Genomic DNA, 18,159 nt, shown 5'->3' on the forward strand with positions numbered 1-18,159 from the left:
GAGTTTCGCGGACGCTATGGCTAGCATCGGCGTTCGTGCGTTCAGTTTCCGGGGGAGTTTTTCCAATTCGACTGATCGCCCTCGTGGCGGGGGTGCTCGGTGTTCTGCTGGCGGTGCTCACACCGCTACTGCCGGTCCGGCAGGATCGGACCGGCCTCGATTGGCCGCAGTCGCAGGCGGTGCAGATGACCGCGCCGCTGGTGGATTACGTGCCGCTGTCGATGGATGCGACCGTGCCGTGCGCGGTGCTGCGGGACATGCCCAGCGGGACAGTGCTGTCCACGGTTCCCGCCCAGGCTCCCGGCGGCGCCGCCAAGGGTCTGATCGCCCGCATCGAGGACCGGCCGGGAACCGGCCGAGTGCTTTCGGTGACGCTGCGAAACATCCCGCTGCTCACCGCCTCCGTCTTCGAAATGACCGGTGTCGGAACAGCTTCCGAGCCCGCCATCACCTCCCCCTCCGGCGTCGTCACCCCGCAGTCCGGGACCACGCCGGCCCCGGCGCCCGGAGCCGCACCACCATCCGGCGCGAATCCCGCTCCGGCCGCTGCACAGCCGACCGGCGCAAACCCCGCGCCCGGAGCCGCACAGCCCTCGGGAGCGAACCCGGCTGGGGGCGGGACGCCGCCGGCGGGTGCGAATCCCCCAGCGGGAGCGACCCCGCCGGGTGCCACTCCGCCCGCCGGGGCAGCACCGATCGCGGGATCGAATCCGGCGCGAGGTGCGACACCGCCGCCCGGCGCGACACCGCCGCCCGGCGCGAATCCGCCTGCGGGAGCGACACCTCCGCCGGGTTCGACACCGCCGCCGGGAGCCACCGCGCCCGCGGATGCGCCGTTGCCGCCGGCCGGTAGCACCGATCCCGGTACGACCGGCGGGCCCGGCTCCGGGACCGGGACGACCCCGAATCTTGTGCCGCACGCCGGTTGTGGTGCGCTGGTGGTGCATTCGAGTGCGGACGCCACGACCGCCGAATTGACCGGGTTGACCAAGGCGGACGGTTCGCCGTTCCGGACCACGGTCGCGCGGGATGTGCGGCCGCAGATCGTCGGTGTGTACACCGATCTCGATCGGACGCGGTTGAGTGATGCCAACCTGCACGCCGAAGTGGATTCGCGGTTCTCGTCGAGTCCGAGCGCGTTGAAGCTGGCCGCGATGGCGGGCGCGGTGCTGTGCACTGTCATCGCGCTGGTGTGCCTGTATCTCATGGACGCGGCGGACGGCCGGCGCAGGCGGCGGTTCCTTCCGGCGCGCTGGTGGCGGTTCACGTTCACCGACGCGGTCGTGCTGGTGACACTGGGCGTTTGGCATGTGATCGGTGCGAATACCTCCGACGACGGCTACATCCTCACGATGGCGCGCGTATCCGGGTACGCGGGCTACACCGCCAACTACTACCGGTGGTACGGGGTCGCGGAGGCTCCCTTCGGGTGGCCGTACGAGCTGCTGTCGCAGCTGACCCGGGTCAGCGATGCCGGCGTCTGGATGCGGTTGCCGGCCTTGCTGGCCGCGGTGCTCTGCTGGTGGGTGATCAGCCGGGAAGTGCTGCCGCGCCTGGGTTCCCGGGTGCGCGATGCCGCCCCTCCCCGGTGGGCGGCCGCCCTGGTCTTCCTGGCGCTGTGGCTGCCCTACAACAACGGCCTGCGCCCGGAACCCCTGATCGCGCTGGGCGCACTGCTGACCTGGTGTTCCATCGAACGCGCGATCGCCACGAGGCGCTTGCTGCCGGCGGCCGTCGCCGTGCTGATCGCGGCGTTCTCGTTGGCGGCGGGCCCGTCCGGATTGATCTGTCTGGCAGCTCTTTTCGCGGGATCGCGGCGAGTGCTGCGGATTCTGCTCACCCAGGTGCGCGCGGAAGCCAGCGGGCTCCTGGGCTACCTCGCGCGCATCGTCCCGGTGCTGACGGCGGGCACCCTGGTACTGACCGCGGTCTTCGCGGATCAGACCCTGGCCTCGGTCGCCGAGGCCACCCGGGTGCGGAAGCTGGTGGGCCCCAACCTGTCCTGGCCCGACGAGCCCACCCGCTGGATCTCGCTGCTGTCCCTGACCCCCGACGGCTCGCTGTCGCGGCGCTTCGGCGTGCTCGCCATGCTGCTGTGCCTGGCCGTCTGCCTCGCGGTGGCGCTGCGCAAGGGCGGCCGGATTCCGGAGACCGCCCGCGGCCCGGTGACCCGGGTGCTCGGCATCGCCGTCATGTCGCCGCTGCTCATGGCCTTCACACCGACCAAGTGGACCCATCACTTCGGCGTGTACGCCGGGCTGGCGGGCGTGCTGGCGGCGGTGACAGCGGTCGCGGTGGACGGCAGGGGAATCCGGCTGCCGTACCTGCGCTCGCTGTTCGCGGCCGCGGTGCTGATCCTGGTGGCGTTCTGCTTCACCGGCTCCAACGGCTGGTGGTACGTGTCCGGCTACGGTGTGCGCTGGCCGGATCGCGCGCCGCTGGTGGGCGGCACGAGCATCGCCTCGCTGATCTTCGGGCTGGGCGCGCTGTGCCTGCTGGTGGCGGCCTGGCAGTACTTCCGCGAGCCCTATCGACCGACCGGAAACAGCGCGGCCACAGGCATTTTCGATCGCATCGCGATCCGGCCCCTCACGATCGCCGCCGCCCTGATGGTGCTGTTCGAGGTGGTGACCATGGCCTCGGCGGCGTGGACGCAGTACCCCGCGTACTCGGTCGCGCTGTCGAATCTGCGTGCCCTGCAGGGGAAGCCTTGCTCCATGGCCGATGACGTGCTCGTCGAGACCAAGCCCGAGGATTCCCTCCTCGCGCCCTACGCCGGCGCCGCGGCCGACGGGCTCGCCGCGGACAACAGCGGATTCACCGCCAACGGTGTCGGCGACGTCGCTCCCGAAGGCGGCGGCCCCGGCGGTCCCGGTGGCGGGAGCGGCGGCGGGAGCGGCGGCCCCGACGGCGGCGGCAGCCAACAGCAGGGCGCTCCCCCGCCCGGCGGAAGCCCCGCGGACCAGCCCAAGGCCGACCCGGGCATCAACGGCAGTACCGTCGCCCTGCCCTACGGCCTCGACCCGAAGCGCACGCCCGTCCTGGGCAGCTACACCACCGGGCAGCCGCAGCCCGCGCATCTGACCACCCAGTGGTACCGGATGGATCTCGCTGCGGCACAGCAGGATTCCAGCTACCACGTCCTGGTGCTGACCGTGGCCGGCCGCATCGCCGGAGAGGAGCAGGGCCACCGGATCGACGGCGCGCAACTGCACCTGGAGTTCGCCCACCGTGCCGACGACGGCACCGTCGAGCCCCTCGGCACCCTGTCGCCCCCGACGGTCGGCGGCGCTCCGGGCTGGCGCAACCTGCCCATCGCCCTCGATCGAATCCCGGCTCGCACCAACGCGGTTCGCCTGGTGGCGGCCACCGACGACCCGACCGGCAAGCAGTGGCTCGCCCTCACCCCACCCCGTCTGCCCCACCTGGCCACCCTCGATGCCGTGGTCGGCCACGACGCCCCGGTCCTGACGGATTTCCATGTCGGCCTGGCCTTCCCATGCCAGCACCCCCTGGACCACCGCGACGGTGTGGCCCAGCTGCCGACCTGGCGCATCCTCCCCGACAAACTGAATGCCCAGGTCTCGGAAACCTGGCAGGGCGACTCGGGCGGCGGCCCCCTCGGCTGGGCCAACCTCCTCCTCCGCTCCCAGCCCGTCCCCGCCTACCTCGACCACGACTGGACCCGGGACTGGGGCGAGCTCCAGAAACTCACCCCCTACGTCGACGCCCCCGCCGTCACAGTGACGGTCCATGTCGAAAACCGTTGGGGCTCGGTCGACAACGTCCCCATCAAGGCCGACGCCGACCCCACCCGAACCCACTAGCCGCGGACACGCCCCCCGATTCGGGGAGCTCCCGCCGCGGCGAAGACGAAAAGGATCCGCCGCCGTCCGAATTCCCGGACGGCGGCGGATCTTTCGATATAGGTACCGCTAGTTCTGAGGAGCCGGGCCGCCCGCGGGCGGGGCGCCGTTCGGCGGCTGCGCGCCGTCGGGGGCATCGGCCGGGGGCTGGGCGCCCGGGGGCAGCGGCTTGCCGATGTGCTGGGCGATGTCGGGCAGCATGCGGTTGGCGACCTGTTCCCAGTTGCCCCAGTTGTGGACACCGATGCTCGGGAAGTCGTAGCTGACGTTGTCGTAGCCCAGCGCCTGCAGGCGGGACTGGAACGCCTTGGTGTTGGCCAGGGCGATGCCTTCCAGGGGCATGCCCTGGATGACCGCGTCCGCGGAGGACAGGTCCTGCTGGGCGGGGACGGCGCTGCCCGCGGCGATGTAGAGGCGGGTCTGGTTGTCGATCAGCTTCTGCGCGAAGCCGTACGGGTCCATGCGCTGCCACTTGGCGCTGCCCGCCGCGGCCATCGAGTCGATGTTGTAGCCACCGGCCGCGAGCAGGGCCAGGCGCAGGGCGTCACGCATGCCGGGCGCCGACATGTACAGGTAGCCCGACAGCGAACCCGCGTAGTTGAACTGGTCGGGATGGTAGGCGGCCATCAGCAGGGCGGCGCTGCCGCCGCTGGACAGGCCGAAGATGCCGTTGCGAGAGTCGCTGAACCCCAGCCGATCCCGCAGCGCGTCGCGCAGGTTCTGGGAGAGGAAGGTCTCCCACTGGTAGGTGTAGGACTTGCCGGAGGTCTCGTCCCAGCCCGCGACCGCCGAACCGGAGTCCCGGCTCGGGAACAGATTGGCGTCGGGATTGCTGCCGCCGAAGCTGCTCGGCGCGTCCCAGTCCTGATAGAAGCTGGATTCACCGCCGACCGGCATCACCACATTGATATTGAATTTGGCCAGCGCCGCCGGGATGCTGGTGTGAATCTCCCAGCCGTTGTAGTCGTTCTGCGCGCGCTCGCCGTCGAGCAGGTACACCACGCGATCGGTATTGCCGTCGGCCGCCCGCACGATCCTGGTCTTGACCGAACCCATGCTGGAGTCGACATAGAAGTCGAACGCATTCGGATTCGTATCCGCCGCAGCCGGTCCCGCCGTCATAGCACCGAATGGCAGCATGACGGCCACCGCGGCTCCCGCCAGGCCCCGCTTGGCCCATCCACCCCGCATTATCCTGTTGTGCCTTTCGCTCCACGGCCGAACCCGGCCGAACCCCTCGATCCTCCCCCGCTCCCCTGTTCCCGGTGCGGCGGTTCGCCGAGCAGCATATCCGTTACCAGGGGCCGGGTCTCCCCCGAATACGATTGCGGCCCAGACAGCTAACGTGATCGCAGCTCAGGCGGCGAACAGATCGATTCCAGCCCTCGCGGTGCAATGATCTGTTAAGCAAGCCGGAAGGTTTCTCGCGGAGGCTGACACCGCGAATGGTTCGGATCCGATGGGACCGAACGCCGGTGACGAGGGGGCGGGCATGGAGGCACTCGTGGTGCTCTTCGGCGTACTGGTGGCGATCCCGGTGCTGTTGGTGGCGGTGGCGGTGCCCATCGGAATCAAGGCCGAACGGGATCGGAAGGCCCGGCTGCGGGAGTGGGCTGTCGCCAACGGCTGGACGTTCCAGGAACGCTCTTCCGCACCGTGGACCGCACGGCTCCCTGGACGCAATCGCCGCGGTCTGGGCGTCACCGTGACCGGCCGCATGAGCGGGCGGTGGGTGTCGGTCGCCGAGTACTCGTACGAAACCACCACGAGCACAGGTGATTCCACGACCTCCACCACCCATCGCTACCTGGTGGGGCTGATCCTGCTGGACCGGCCGCACCCCGCACTGGCGGTGGCCCAGCGCGGGCTGATGTCGCAGTTCGGCCGGGCGTTGTTCGGCGACAAGCCGACCGCCACCGGCAATGTCCTGTTCGACGCCCGATTCCGGATCGCCGCGGCCGACACCGCGCACGCCAAGGCCATGATCAGCCCCGCGCTGATCGCCGCGCATATCGCGGGCACGGTGCCGCAGTGGAGCCTGGTCGGCAACGAGCTGCTCGCCGTCGTGCCCGGCGGAAAGTTGCAGGACCCGAACGTGATTCCCTGGTTCGCGGGACGACTGTCCGGGGTGGCCGACCTACTCGGCCCGATCGACTTCACCGCCCGGCCCGGGGCCGCGCCGCACTATTCGGGGCCGGTGGATCGCTGATCGGCGTCGCCGCCGGCGGATTCGGCCCGCTCGGGCTCGACGGTGAAGACCGGGCTGCGGCCGCGCGCGTCCAGGCGCCCGTCGCCCCAGCTCGCGCTGCCGTAGGCGTCGATATCGACGGCGTATGCCCCGGCGGGCAACTCCTCGGGCAACTGTATCGAGGTGCGGTCCCGCCGGTCGACCAGCCCCAGATAGGTCCGCCCCGGCCGGGAACCGAACGCCACCAGGAAGATTCGCGCGGACTCGAACCGCCGCCGCGCCGCCGCGTCCACCGACCAGCCCACTCCCAGCGATCGATGCGCCGAATCGGCGAAGTCGACGGTGACGCGCAGCACCGACCGCTCCTCGAGTCCTGCCCGGTCCTTCACGGCTGCCTCCTCGGGCGCCCGGCCGGACGCACACGTTCGACGTGCCCGGGCGGGAGTCCCACTGCAACCAGGCTGGCACGGACCCCGCGGCGAGGCAACGAGAATCCGCCCGGCACAGCGTGTGACTGCGGCGCTCAGGCCTCGGCGTCGAGAGTGACCCGCACCGAGACCCGGCCCTTGTCGCGCTGGGTCACCGCGTGACCGGTGCGGTCGACGCCGTTGAGGTGCAGCGAGATCGGCGCACCTTCGCCCTGGAAGTTGCGCCACCAGCTCTTCTTGTCCGGCATGGCGACGCCGATGACGAGTTCGTCACCCGAACGCCAGTAGTTGACCGGCGTGGAGAAGGTCTTGCCCGAGCGGCGCCCGGTGTAGGTGATGACGACGAATCCACGGCCCATGAGCGGACCGATCACCGGGAGCTTGGTCAGCGCCACCACACCCGCATTGAACCCGCCCATAATCTGTGCCACAACATTATTCACCATATGTGCCCTCCTGTTCGGGGGCACGGTAGCACGGGCCGCGGTTGGCGGTCCGGGGCGGCGGACCACCCCGGACCGCGCGACGCTAAGGCATGAGCATCTTGATGAGGAAGGTGTTCACAGCGTCGATGAGGTCACCGATGAAGTGCGGAATCATTCGTTTTCCTCCTATTCGGAAATACCGATCAAATCACCCACCAGGGCTCGTTCCGGAACCCAGTAACTGTACTGATGACCTATTCGTTGCCGGGGACTGAACGGATGGCATTCAAAGCCATTCCCTGCGGAATACTCCGGCAAACTCCATGAAAGGGAACAATTTTCGCCGCACTGCGCAAATCATCGGCCCGACCGCGAGTTTGCTGTCAATTCTCCACGCGATATCGACTCCCTCCCGGCATCATCCGCGCAAATCGCACCGGGCAATTCGGCCCGCCGTGCCACCCACATCCCGTAGACCAGGGCGAGCAGGTACACGACGACGTGAGCGTTTTCCAAGATCGGCTCGGTGTGCCACGGTTTGGGCAGGACGAAGACGCCGACCGAGGCGAAATCCGGCGTCCACTGATACGTCCACGCCCCGGTCGCCACGAACAGCAGTGCCGCCGCGAGCCACCAGCCCGGCCGTGCCTGCGCCCGGTGCACGAGATGGACCAGCAGCGGGACGAACCACACCCAGTGGTGCCCCCACGAGAACGGCGATACCGCGCACGCCGTCATGCCGCCCAGCGTGACCGCGAGCAGCCGCTCGCCACAGCGGTCCAGCGCGACGACCAGCGTCAAGCCCGCACCCGCCACCGCGCCCGCGACGAACAGCCACAGCCAGATCGGCGCGCCGCCCGCGGTCAAGTGCGCCAGCACGCCGCGGATCGACTGATTGGCGGGGTCGGTATCGGGCGCGATGCGCTCGGCGTGGAAGAAGGTCGAGAACCAGTACTCGCGGGAATCACCGGGCGAGACGAGCCAGGCCAGCGCGATCGTCGCAGCCAGCGTCGCCGACGCCCTCGCGGCCGAACGCCATTGGCGCAGCACCAGATACTGCACGATGAAGAACGCCGGCACCAGTTTGATCCCGGCGGCCACCCCGACGCCGAGACCTCGCAGCCGTCCGCCCCCGGGCCGCGAGAAGTCCCACAGCACCAGCAGCATGAGCACCAGGTTGATCTGCCCGTAGAACAGCGTGGTGCGCACCGGTTCCAGAAATACACACGTAATCGCAAGCAGCGCAGCAATACTCGCCATCCGCGCGTTCATCCGGTAGCCGAGCATCCGCCCGCACAGCAGCACACAGGCATACAGCACACCGAGATTCACCAGCAGGAACGCATCGGTGATCCAGACGGCCGGTACCGCGAGCCCCGGGACGAACACCATGGCCGAGAACGGCGTATAGGTGTAGAGCAGCCCGCCGACGGTCTCGTCCCGATACAGCGAATGCCCGTGCAGCAGCCGCCAGGCGCCTTCCCGGTAGATGTGCACATCGAGCCCGCCCGCGAGGATGCCCGCCTTCTCCAGCCAGGGATCGACCGTCGCGAACACCAGGGTCACCGCCAGCACGGCACCGAAAGCGAGCACGAAAAGCGTTGTACCGGAGCGGGGAACCTCGGCCGGGCGGGAAGCGGACACAACCAATTAGCGTAGTGAAAGACCTGACACTCTCACGAACGCCCGTTCACCGCACCCGACACCTGGCTCGCCTGGGCGATGATCGCCGACCCCATCCAGCGGCGCAGATACCGCCGCAACTCCTCGTCACCGCGCGGCGGATTGCCCGGCGAGATGAAGAACGACTGCATGGTGCGTAGCAGGAATTCCACCAGCTCGCGCAGGGATTCGTCGTCGTAGCCGTAGTGCCGCCAGTCCACGTCGAAGCGTTTGATCATGGTGATGCCGAAGGCCTGCGCCTCCGCGGAGGTGATGCCGGCCGGGTCGGCATTGGAGTAGGTGGCGGCCAGCAGAATGCCCAGATGCGGCGTGCGGCGCACCTCGGCGAGGGTGTAGACGACGGCGTCGGTCATGGCCTCGACCGGGTCGGTCATGCCGCTGACCTGCGCGGCCAGCCGGTCCAGGAAGCCGTCCACCGAGGCCATGGCCGAGGCCCGCATGAGCGCGTCCGCGCTCGGGAAATACCGGTACACCGTCTGCCGGATCACCCCGAGCGATTCCGCGACGTCGGCGATGCTGATCTCCGCACCGGTGCGCGCGATCAATTCGACTGCGGCGGAGACGATTCGGCGCGACGCCTCCTCGTCGTTCTCTGGCGGGCTGCCGCCCCATCCGCGTCTTCGTGCCACCGGCCGACCGTAACACGTACGGTGGCATCACCTCGCACAGCATGCGCGCTGAGCTGCGATTTCACATCATACACTTGTACGTGCTCGTGTATGTTTGTATGTTCACAGGGGCATCGGAGCGCGCGACCGGGCCACCGGACCCATCCCCTTCCGGAAGACGAGGTATCGCCCGACATGACCGATTTGATTGTGCGCAAGCTGACTTTCGCATTCGAGGAACACGAGGTGCCGTTCCTCTGGAATCCCGAGAACCCGGCCTTCTCCAGCATGGCCAACGCGGTGTCGTTCCTGGCCATCGGTTTCGAGAAGATGATCGTGCAGATGATCACCCAGGCCAAGCCGCAATTCACCGATCCCGCGGTCGCCGAGGAGGCCGACGCCTTCATGCGGCAGGAGGGCCAGCATTCGACCGCGCACCGACAGCATGTGCGCGGACTGATTCGCACCTATCCCGGATTGCAGGAAACCCTCGACGAGGTGGTCGGCGAATTCGACCGGCTCACCGCCGAGACGCCGCTGAAGTACCGGCTGGCCTACACCGCCGATCTGGAGGCCACCTTCACCTCGGTGTTCAAGCTGATGCTCGACAACGAGGCGTCGCTGTTCCGACCCGGGGACGATCGCGTCGCGTCGCTGTTCATCTGGCATTTCGTCGAGGAGGTCGAGCACCGCAGTTCCGCGCTCATCATCTTCGACTCGGTGGTGGGCAGCGATCTGTACCGCATGCGGGTGGCGCCGTCCATCTTCCGGCACGTACTGAAGGTGGTGCGGATGGCGTGCGCGGGCTTCAACAAGCATGTGCCGCTGGAGGTCCGGAAGATCGACGCGCTGTCGATGTTCGCCACCTACCGCTACCAGCAGCGCTTGGGCAAGCTGCTGCCGCGCTTCGCGGTGCCCTACGCCGGCCCCGGACCGCGCGCCTTCGACGATCTGCCATTGGGCGAACAGCTCATCGCGCTGCGTGGCATCATTCGCAGCCAGCTGCCCAAACATGATCCGGCACACGAGAACACACCGGCGCTTGCCGACGTGTGGTTCCAGCGCTACCGCGACGGTTACGACGTCACCCGCTGGTACACCGCGGAGGCGGCCGGGGCGGAGGCGAATTGATGGCCGACCACTGCGCACCCACCTTCGAGCAGCTCGCCCACTCGCTCGGCTTCTCCTGCGACACGGCGGGCGGGCTGGTCGAGGTGAGAAACCCGCTGGCTCTGGAGAACTGGACGCTGCCCGTCCTCGAGCTGACCGTGATCCTCGGCTCGGTGCTGGCGCTGGTGTGGGCCATCGTGCGGCTGCGCCGCCACGGCGACCCCACCAACCTGGTGCTGTGGTTCGGCGCGACCGCTTACCTGTTCATCATCGAGCCGCCGCTGTATTTCCCCGCGGCCTTCGGCATTTCGGGGCACGTGGACACGATGTTCGCGCACAACGTCTTCACGGTGGACTTCCTGTGGGGGCGGTTGCCGCTCTACATCGTCGCCATCTATCCGTTCATGGCGACGATCGCGTACGAGATCGTCCGCATGCTCGGGGTCTTCCGGGCCTACGGCACGATCGCCGGCGCGGCCTGCGTCGGGTTCGTGCACCACGCGTTCTACGAGATCTTCGACCACATCGGCCCGCAGCTGCGCTGGTGGGAGTGGACGACCTCGAATCCGCTCAACCAGCCCATGTTCGACTCGGTGCCGCTGCCCAGTGTGGTGGTCTTCGCCGCCCTGTGGCCGATGTCGCTGGCGTTGTGCGTGTACTGGTTCGTGGGCCGCCGCGTCGACGGGGGCGAGCGGTTCACGGGGCTCCAGCTGGTGTGGCGCACCATCGTGATCGGGCTGCTGGCCTCGCTCGGAACGTTCATCCTGCCGTTGCCGGCCACCGTGCTCGGCGCGGGCAGCACGGCCGTGCGCGGAGTCATCTACGCGCTCGAGCTGATCGTGCTGAGCGTGGCGGCGATCGTGCTGCTGTACCGCCGCTGGGCTCAGCTGCGGCAGGGCGGTACCACCGAGCCCCGGTACGACAACGAGTTCGTCCGCGTCTACAGCGTGCTCTACCTCGTGGTCTTCGCGGTCCTGTGGGCCACCGCGCTGCCCGATTTCCTGGATGCCAGCGGCGGTATCACCAAGAACGGAGATCCCATCGGCAACCTCTGGTACACCATCGCCTGCTTCGCCGCCGCGATCCTCTCTGTCGCAGCCGCTTTCAGCGTGCGCGCCACCGCCCCGTCGGTGAGCCGGGAGTCCGCCGCGGCTGTCTGATCGCAGGCGATGGTGGCGCGGCGCTCTGCTCGGTGCTCATGCGGCGCTCTGCTCGGACGCCAGTGTCGAGCCGACGAAGGCCCGGATGGTTACGAGCATGCGGTAGCGGCGGCCGTCGAATTCGACGAGGGACTTGTTCACCAGACGGCTCAGCGGGCCGATGACGTAGCCGGGGCCGACCTCCTGGAGGTTTCCAAGGCGGCCCCGTCCGGGAACAGCCAGAGGCGCTGGGCCAGAAGGCATTCCGGTGCGGCGAGGGTGTCCCAACTCCATTCGACGGCCGCGTACGGGGAGCGGTGCCGTTCCACCCCGGACCGGTTTCCGGACAGCAGGCGGAAAACGGTCGTCGAGGCGGCGCAGGATCTCGGCCGGGGTCATGGTGTGAACGCGGGCCGCGGCCAGCTCCGGGGCCGGCGGGAGGCCGTCGAGGCGGCGGCAGATGGCGGCGATCGTCTCGTAGTTCTCGTCGGTAAGGGTGAAGCCGGATCGGACCGCGCGGGCCCGATCCAGGAACAGGTGCACGGCGGCGGCGCCCAGGGCTTCGGCGGGCGCCGAACCGGGCCCCTCGAACAGCAGCGACGCCTGAATGACGAGCTGGCCGGCGGCGGAGCTGACGAACCCGATCCGCAGCACCCGCACGAGCCGCGCGTGTAGGAACGGGCCTCCTCCAGCCCGGCCGCCATCTCGTCCCAGGCCACGGCGTGCCGTTTCAGGGCTTCTTGCCGACCGCGCCGTAGAGGGATACGACTTTGTCGTGGCCGGCCGGATAGTCGATGCCCTCGTTGCGCCAGCGGTGGATGACTTCCACGCCGGGGGCAACCAGGTCCAGACCGTCGAACAGGCGCTCGACTTCGGCGCGGGTGCGGGGGCGCACCGGGATTCCGCGATCGATGTAGACCTGCAATAGTCGGGCCATGCCCTCCGGGTCCGATTCACCCTCGTCGAAATCCGTGGTGACATGCGAGATCGCGAGGTAGGAACCCGGGGCCAGCGGCTCCATCAGCGTTTTGACGATCTCGTGGACGTCGCCGGGCACGAAATGCAGCAGGGCCATCAGCGACACCGCCACCGGCTGCGAAAGATCCAGCGTCTCCGTCAGTTCCGGCGCCGCCAGGATGTCCAGCGGACGGGCGGCATCGGCCTGGATGTACGCGGTCTGACCCTCGGACGAACTCACCAGCAGCGCCCGCGCGTGCGCGAACACGAGCGGATCGTTGTCGACGTAAACCACCCGCGACTCCGGCGCCAGCCCCTGCGCCACCTGGTGCAGGTTCGGCTCCGTCGGAATCCCCGTCCCTATGTCGAGGAACTGCCGAACCCCCGCACCGGCGAGGTAACGCGTAGCGGTCCGCATGAACTCACGATTGGTGCGCGCGGTCACCCGAACAGCCGGAAACTCCTGCAGCGCCTTCTCCGCCGCATCCCGATCCGCCTCGTAATTGTCCTTCCCGCCCAGGAAGTAGTCATACATCCGAGCCGAGTGCGGCACATCGGTATGCAGATCGATCCGACCGGCCATCGACAAACCCCCTTAGCGCTGAGATCTGAAAACCCGTACCCCGCAGGTATACCTCAGCCGGACATCCCACACGACCCGATCCTCCACATGCACCCCCTCGCACCCAATGTGACTGCGGCGGTTACCCGATGCCCCGCCGCCGCGAAACAGCGCGAGACGGCACGCTTGATCTCACACGGTGGTCCCGCGCCAACTCGCGATCTGATAGACGTTGCCGAATGGGTCGCGGACCATGGCTCGGCGGTCCCCGTACGGCGTATCGAACGGTTCCTCCACACTCACCGCACCCGCGGTCAAGGCCCGCTGATAGGTGGCGGCGACATCATCGACATAGACGTACAGAAAGGCCGGGAACACCTCCCGTTCGCCGGATTCCGACACCATGACCACCGAGTCCCCGATACGAACCTCGGTCGGCCGACCCGCCTCGACCTCGCCGGCCGCCTCGAACACGGTCCGCATGAATCCGACCGCCCCACGCTGGTCATCAACCACCATGCGCGGCGTCACCGAATGAAACCCTGGCGGAAGAGCAGAACCCGTAGCCATGCAGAAAGTCTCGCACGCAACCGTGAGGCAGAGCGGGAGGTCAGCAGAACACAGACCGGCTCCGGACCGGCCCGATGGTCCAGTGCGCCGGTGGCTCAGTCGGTAGTGCCGGAGTTGGCTTCTGCCATGGGTTTCGGGGATGGATGGCGGGCGGGTGTCTCGAGTGTGGTGAAGAATGCGGCGGCGAGCAGGCAGATGATCAGCAGGGCTGCGGTGAGGTACAGGGAATCGGTGAGAGCCGCGTTGAAGGGCGCCTTCAGGGTGTCCGGGATTCGGGCGGATCGACCGCTTTCGGCCGGGAGGGAGTGGGCGGACATTCGGGCGGTGAGGAGGGCGCCGATGCCAGCGCTGCCGAGGACCGAGCCCAGTTGACGGTTGTTGTTGTAGACCCCTGATGCCGCACCCATCTGGGGCAGGGGCAGATTCCGGAGTGAGGTCGCGGGGAGCGGCGCCCAGATGCAGGCACTGGCGACGCCGAGGAGGGCTGCTACCACGCTGATCAGGGCGATGGAGCCGTGCGGGGTGGCGAGCCGGATGAACCAGAGCAGGCCGGCTGCGAACAGGGCGAAGCCGAAGGTGGGCAGGTAGCGGGGGTGCAGTTTGTCCGAGAGCTTGCCGATGGTCGGCGACAAGATCACGGTGACGATCGCCATCGGGGCGAACACCAGCGCGGCCTTGGTCGGCGAGAAGTCGCGTACCGCTTGCAGATAGAAGTACGACGGCACCATCTGCGCGGTCATGGCCGCGCCCAGCGCGGCGGTTGCCACGTTGCCGAGCGCGAAGTTGCGGTCCCGGAACAGTCCGAGCGGAACCAGAGGCTCGACCGTGGTGCGACCCTGGTACACCAGGAAGATCGCGATGACGGCGAGACCTCCGACGATCAGCGCCCACACCCAGCCTGCCCAGTGGTAGGCGTTGCCCTGCTGCAAACCGAACACCAACGCCGACATGCCCACCGCGACCATCAGCACGCCCGGCACGTCGAAGCGGTGGCCGTTCGTCGGCAGGGACGGAATCAGCGACGCGCCCAACACGAATGCGGCTACGCCGATCGGCAGGTTGACGTAGAAGATCCACTGCCAGCCGCCGTTGTCGATGAGCACGCCGCCCAGGATCGGGCCGACCAGCGTCGCGACACCCGCGATACCGCCCCACACGCCCATGGCCGCGCCGCGCTTGTCCGCCGGGAAGATTCGGCTGATCACCGCCATGGTCTGCGGGGCGATCAGGGCCGCGCCCAGACCCTGCACCGCACGCGCGGCGATCAGCGCGCCGATGCTGCCCGCCAGGGCGCATCCCAGCGACGCGACGGTGAAGACGACCAACCCGGCCAGATACAGCTTCTTCGGCCCGAACCGGTCACCCAGGCGGCCGGTGATGAGCAGGGGTACCGCGTAGGTGAGCAGATAGGCGCTGGTCACCCAGATGACCTTCGACATATCGGTGTGCAAACCGGTCAGGATCGCCGGATTGGCCACCGCGACGATGGTCATGTCCAGCACGATCACGAAGAAACCCACACACAGTGCGCCCAGCACACTCCAGGGATTACGTACAGCCGACACTGCTGCCCTTGCCTTTCGAGGAGATGTGACGCGAGATCGGTTTCGCAAGAGCCGCTTTCGCTGAAGATGCGCAGCTGTCAGCGGCTCGGTAGCGGCTGCGTCGATGCAGCGGCACGTTCGACGGACTGCCACCGGCGACCGGGAACCACGCTTACGGATGAGGCCAACCACCCGGCTCGATTTCTGTGCCGATTGACACATAAATAGGTAGCAGCGCGCCGAGGACGCCGTCAAGAGATATCTTTAACGAGCGACACAGAATAAACGGGCCCTCGGAAGGCAGGCGAAGGATGGGCGAGCGTGGTCGTCCCCGCGGTTTCGACCGCGATACGGTGCTGCGGCAGGCGATGGTTGCGTTCTGGCGCAACGGCTACGAGGGAACGTCGATGAGCGACCTCACCGCCACCATGGGCATCGCCTCGCCCAGCATCTACGCCTGCTTCGGCTCCAAGGAGCAGCTCTTCCGCCAATCGGTGGAGCTGTACGACACGTTCGCCGGCGCCCCGATGCGTCGCGCACTCGACGCCGCCCCCACCGCCCGCGAAGCCGTGCACCGCATGCTGGCCACCAGCGCCGAGTCGCTCGCCGACCCCGCGACTCCCCCCGGATGCATGGTCGTCCTCGCCGCCGAGGGAACCACCAAAAGCGCCGACATCCAAGCCTTCCTGGCCGAAAGTCGCCGCGGCATGCAGATCGCGATCCAGGCCCGCCTGGAGCGCGCGGTCAGCGAGGGCGACCTATCCCCCGCAGCGGACATCGACGCCATCGCCGCGTTCTACACGACCGTGCAGCAGGGCATGTCCGTCCAAGCCCGCGACGGAGCCTCCCGCGCCGACTTGGAGAAAATCGCCGCCGCCGCCATGTCCGCCTGGGATCCGCTCGCAGGCCGAAACTGACACTCCGACAACGGCAACGGCCGTCCGATCGCAACCTTCTAGAATCCCGCCGTGACCCTCACCCCTGCCGACCTCACCGGCTACACCGAACGTGACCTCGACGCCGATCTGAACCGCTGGTTCTCCGACGTCCCGCTGGTCGAGGTTCCGGAGGAAACCCGTTCCGTAGCAGCCTTTCTCACGCGTCTCGCGCCCGCGGACGCCGCCGCTCTGGAAGCCTTCGACCGTCGAGTGCGCTCCGGCCGGCTCCCGCAGTTCCTGGACATCTTCGACTGGTCCTACGGCTTCGACTTCGCCGGAAATGATTGCGGCATACGCGATTCGGACTACACCACCGAGCTCAGCGACGACGACGTGTACTCGATCGGCGCGGACGGCGGCGGCAATCTGTACGTCCTGCTGACCAATGGCCAAGTGGCCGTGTGGTTCCACGAGGAGGAGGTTCTCGAGGGCGGCACCCGCTTCGACAACCTCGACGTCTTCCTCTGGTCCTTGGTGCGCTACACCGCAGTCCGCACAGGCAAACTCCCCCTCTCGGCAGTCGAAGCAGACTTCCGAGCCCTCGGCCAGGACGGTGCCCTCGAGCCCAACGTCGGTCTGCTGAGACTCATGAAGTAGCCGGACCATCAGCGAACGCGATGGCAGCCCTGCCTTTCCACAATCCCGGATGAGCCGGTCACCCCTCCCCGGCCACTCCACCCTCAAACCGACCGCCAGGATTCTGTTATTTCTCCGGTTCGGCTCGACCCCAGGGACGACGCGCCGGACAAATACTCCGTAAAGCTCTGGAATCGGCGATTTTTCACCGGAGATGCTCGGGGAACCGCGGGCACTCGACGATGATTGTGGGGAGCCGCCGCCTGCGTTTGTGTGAGCGGCTCGGCGCTGCATGACTGTGGGGAGTCGCGGGGATGATCGTTACGGTACGGGTGGCGAGGACGACTGCGTACCGGGTCTTTCATTTCCTCAGAGAATTCAAGTGGACACTGCTGGCAACCGTCAATGTCAGTACCGGCATAGCCGCTCAGTTCGTGGGGATTCCGAAGCTGGTGCTGGTATTTACCGCGATCTTTGGAGGGGTGCTGCTCTCGATGGATGTCGTGAACAAGTTTCGGGATCGGGCGCGGACGGAGTTCGCGCCCAGGTCGGGTGATGTGTTCAGGGATGCTCTCGATCGGCTTGCGCCGGATGCGCGGTTCCGGATCCTGACGTTTCGGGTGGGTACCTTCGTTCATGATCAGCTGGCGAGTGAGCAGATGCGGTCGCCGCAGTGTGAGACTCGGCTGGCGGCGCGGTCGTATGAGGTACCGCATGAGCTTCGGCCGTATGGTCCGCGCTTTCTGAAGCATGTGCTGGAGCGGGATCGGTTGCGGTTCAACGGGCCCTGCATCGGCTGGAATACCGACCTCGCCGATCTGAACTCGTGGGCGAACGGGCCGATCGAGCTGGTGAGCGGGTGCCACTTCCAGTTCGTGCAGTCCGATGAGCTCGCTATGCACGATGTCATCGTCGACGGCCGGCAACTGCCGGAATTCGGTCGGTCACTGTTCATCAAGGGGAACGGTGCGCTGCGCGATTTTCGCAGCAGTTGGCTGTTCAACCTGATCGGCGCCTCGACGATCGCCATCACCACGGACGGCAAACTCGTCCTGACCGAGCAGACCGAAGCGAATATGGCCAGCAAGCAGCAGATCGCACCGAGCGGATCGGGAAGCGCGGAGCCACAGGACTTCCGGGGTGCGCGACAGCTGCCCATCCGCCAGCTCGCGATCAATGCCGCCACCAGGGAGTTGCGCGAGGAAGCCAACATCAAGGACGGCGAGATCGGGCAGAGCTACTTCCTCGGTTATGGGCGCTGGCTCGACAAGGCTGCCCGCGGCGAGCTGTTGTGCGTGACCTTCCTCAACGTCGATTCCCATGCCCTGCGCCGTCGGCCGGTACGAATCAGCGAGAAGGTGTACACCCGGCGCGTGGATCCGATCAATTTCAAAATACCTGTCACACAGTGGGATCCAGTGAATCCTCAGGACATGCTGCCAGTGGAGAAGCAGCACAGAATGTCGGTCCCGCTCGGCGCGGCCCTGAGCCTGCTGGCCGAAGAAGCCGGCCGACCGGGCTCACCGGTACTCGCCCAATTGAGCGGGATGCCCATCGCCCGTTAG

The 18,159-nt window shown here is 67.6% G+C and carries 16 protein-coding genes; 7 read left to right on the plus strand and 9 right to left on the minus strand.

Annotation, left to right across the window (positions count from 1 at the left end; genetic code table 11):
- The first annotated feature begins 35 nt into the window (after positions 1-35).
- The gene (locus tag ON33_RS26875; protein ID WP_083869327.1) at positions 36-3,827 is read left to right on the plus strand and encodes an arabinosyltransferase domain-containing protein; all 3,792 of its coding nucleotides are present in this window, start codon (positions 36-38) and stop codon (positions 3,825-3,827) included.
- Between the two features lie 108 nt (positions 3,828-3,935).
- On the opposite strand, the gene ON33_RS26880 is transcribed toward ON33_RS26875, so the two are convergent.
- The gene (locus tag ON33_RS26880; RefSeq protein WP_051152844.1) at positions 3,936-5,057 is read right to left on the minus strand and encodes an alpha/beta hydrolase; all 1,122 of its coding nucleotides are present in this window, start codon (positions 5,055-5,057) and stop codon (positions 3,936-3,938) included.
- A 268-nt stretch (positions 5,058-5,325) separates the two neighbouring features.
- Here ON33_RS26880 and ON33_RS38640 point away from each other — a divergent pair, with 268 nt between their 5' ends.
- Complete coding sequence (locus tag ON33_RS38640) at positions 5,326-6,075, plus strand: hypothetical protein (RefSeq protein ID WP_051152845.1); 750 nt, start codon at positions 5,326-5,328, stop codon at positions 6,073-6,075.
- Here ON33_RS38640 and ON33_RS26890 read toward each other — a convergent pair.
- From ON33_RS26890 to ON33_RS26905, 4 genes are all read right to left on the minus strand, one after another.
- The gene (locus ON33_RS26890; protein WP_040861865.1) at positions 6,051-6,443 is read right to left on the minus strand and encodes a hypothetical protein; all 393 of its coding nucleotides are present in this window, start codon (positions 6,441-6,443) and stop codon (positions 6,051-6,053) included. The two genes, ON33_RS38640 and ON33_RS26890, sit on opposite strands and share 25 nt — an antisense overlap.
- Positions 6,444-6,577: 134 nt before the next feature.
- Positions 6,578-6,913 (minus strand): nitroreductase/quinone reductase family protein, encoded by a 336-nt coding sequence (locus ON33_RS26895; RefSeq protein ID WP_373281064.1) that lies wholly within the window; start codon positions 6,911-6,913, stop codon positions 6,578-6,580.
- Positions 6,914-7,264: 351 nt separating this feature from the next.
- On the minus strand, positions 7,265-8,500 hold the full coding sequence (locus ON33_RS26900; protein WP_063711078.1) for a glycosyltransferase 87 family protein: 1,236 nt from the start codon (positions 8,498-8,500) through the stop codon (positions 7,265-7,267).
- An 83-nt stretch (positions 8,501-8,583) separates the two neighbouring features.
- Entirely contained in the window at positions 8,584-9,219 is a 636-nt protein-coding gene (locus ON33_RS26905) for a TetR/AcrR family transcriptional regulator (protein WP_040861866.1), read from the minus strand.
- A gap of 174 nt (positions 9,220-9,393) precedes the next feature.
- Between ON33_RS26905 and ON33_RS26910 the strand changes: the two genes are divergently transcribed.
- Together ON33_RS26910 and ON33_RS26915 are read left to right on the plus strand one after the other, a co-directional pair.
- The gene (locus ON33_RS26910) at positions 9,394-10,329 is read left to right on the plus strand and encodes a metal-dependent hydrolase (RefSeq protein WP_040861867.1); all 936 of its coding nucleotides are present in this window, start codon (positions 9,394-9,396) and stop codon (positions 10,327-10,329) included.
- The gene (locus ON33_RS26915; RefSeq protein WP_040861868.1) at positions 10,329-11,468 is read left to right on the plus strand and encodes a hypothetical protein; all 1,140 of its coding nucleotides are present in this window, start codon (positions 10,329-10,331) and stop codon (positions 11,466-11,468) included. Before ON33_RS26910 ends, ON33_RS26915 begins: the two co-directional genes overlap by 1 nt.
- 36 nt (positions 11,469-11,504) lie before the next feature.
- Here ON33_RS26915 and ON33_RS26920 read toward each other — a convergent pair whose 3' ends face one another.
- The 4 genes from ON33_RS26920 to ON33_RS26935 all read right to left on the minus strand — a co-directional run bounded on the left by ON33_RS26920 (position 11,505) and on the right by ON33_RS26935 (position 15,101).
- Entirely contained in the window at positions 11,505-12,107 is a 603-nt protein-coding gene (locus tag ON33_RS26920; protein ID WP_040861869.1) for a hypothetical protein, read from the minus strand.
- Between the two features lie 70 nt (positions 12,108-12,177).
- Positions 12,178-12,987, minus strand: a complete 810-nt coding sequence (locus ON33_RS26925) for an SAM-dependent methyltransferase (RefSeq protein WP_051152850.1) — start codon at positions 12,985-12,987, stop codon at positions 12,178-12,180.
- Positions 12,988-13,158: 171 nt separating this feature from the next.
- A complete protein-coding gene (locus ON33_RS26930) occupies positions 13,159-13,485 on the minus strand; it encodes a VOC family protein (protein WP_051152852.1) in 327 nt (108 codons plus the stop codon).
- Positions 13,486-13,631: 146 nt separating this feature from the next.
- Positions 13,632-15,101, minus strand: a complete 1,470-nt coding sequence (locus ON33_RS26935) for a DHA2 family efflux MFS transporter permease subunit (RefSeq protein ID WP_040861872.1) — start codon at positions 15,099-15,101, stop codon at positions 13,632-13,634.
- A gap of 290 nt (positions 15,102-15,391) precedes the next feature.
- On the opposite strand from ON33_RS26935, the gene ON33_RS26940 reads away from it, so the two are divergent.
- The 3 genes from ON33_RS26940 (at position 15,392) to ON33_RS26950 (ending at position 18,159) form a co-directional block, all read left to right on the plus strand.
- Positions 15,392-15,997 (plus strand): TetR/AcrR family transcriptional regulator, encoded by a 606-nt coding sequence (locus ON33_RS26940; protein ID WP_040861873.1) that lies wholly within the window; start codon positions 15,392-15,394, stop codon positions 15,995-15,997.
- Positions 15,998-16,048: 51 nt separating this feature from the next.
- On the plus strand, positions 16,049-16,615 hold the full coding sequence (locus tag ON33_RS26945; protein WP_040861874.1) for a hypothetical protein: 567 nt from the start codon (positions 16,049-16,051) through the stop codon (positions 16,613-16,615).
- 293 nt (positions 16,616-16,908) lie between these two features.
- Positions 16,909-18,159 carry a hypothetical protein gene (locus ON33_RS26950; protein WP_040861875.1) on the plus strand — a complete coding sequence of 417 codons (1,251 nt, stop codon included), beginning with the start codon at positions 16,909-16,911 and terminating at the stop codon, positions 18,157-18,159.

It is taken from the genome of Nocardia niigatensis NBRC 100131, from assembly GCF_000308655.1.
Taxonomy (GTDB): Bacteria; Actinomycetota; Actinomycetes; order Mycobacteriales; family Mycobacteriaceae; genus Nocardia; species Nocardia niigatensis.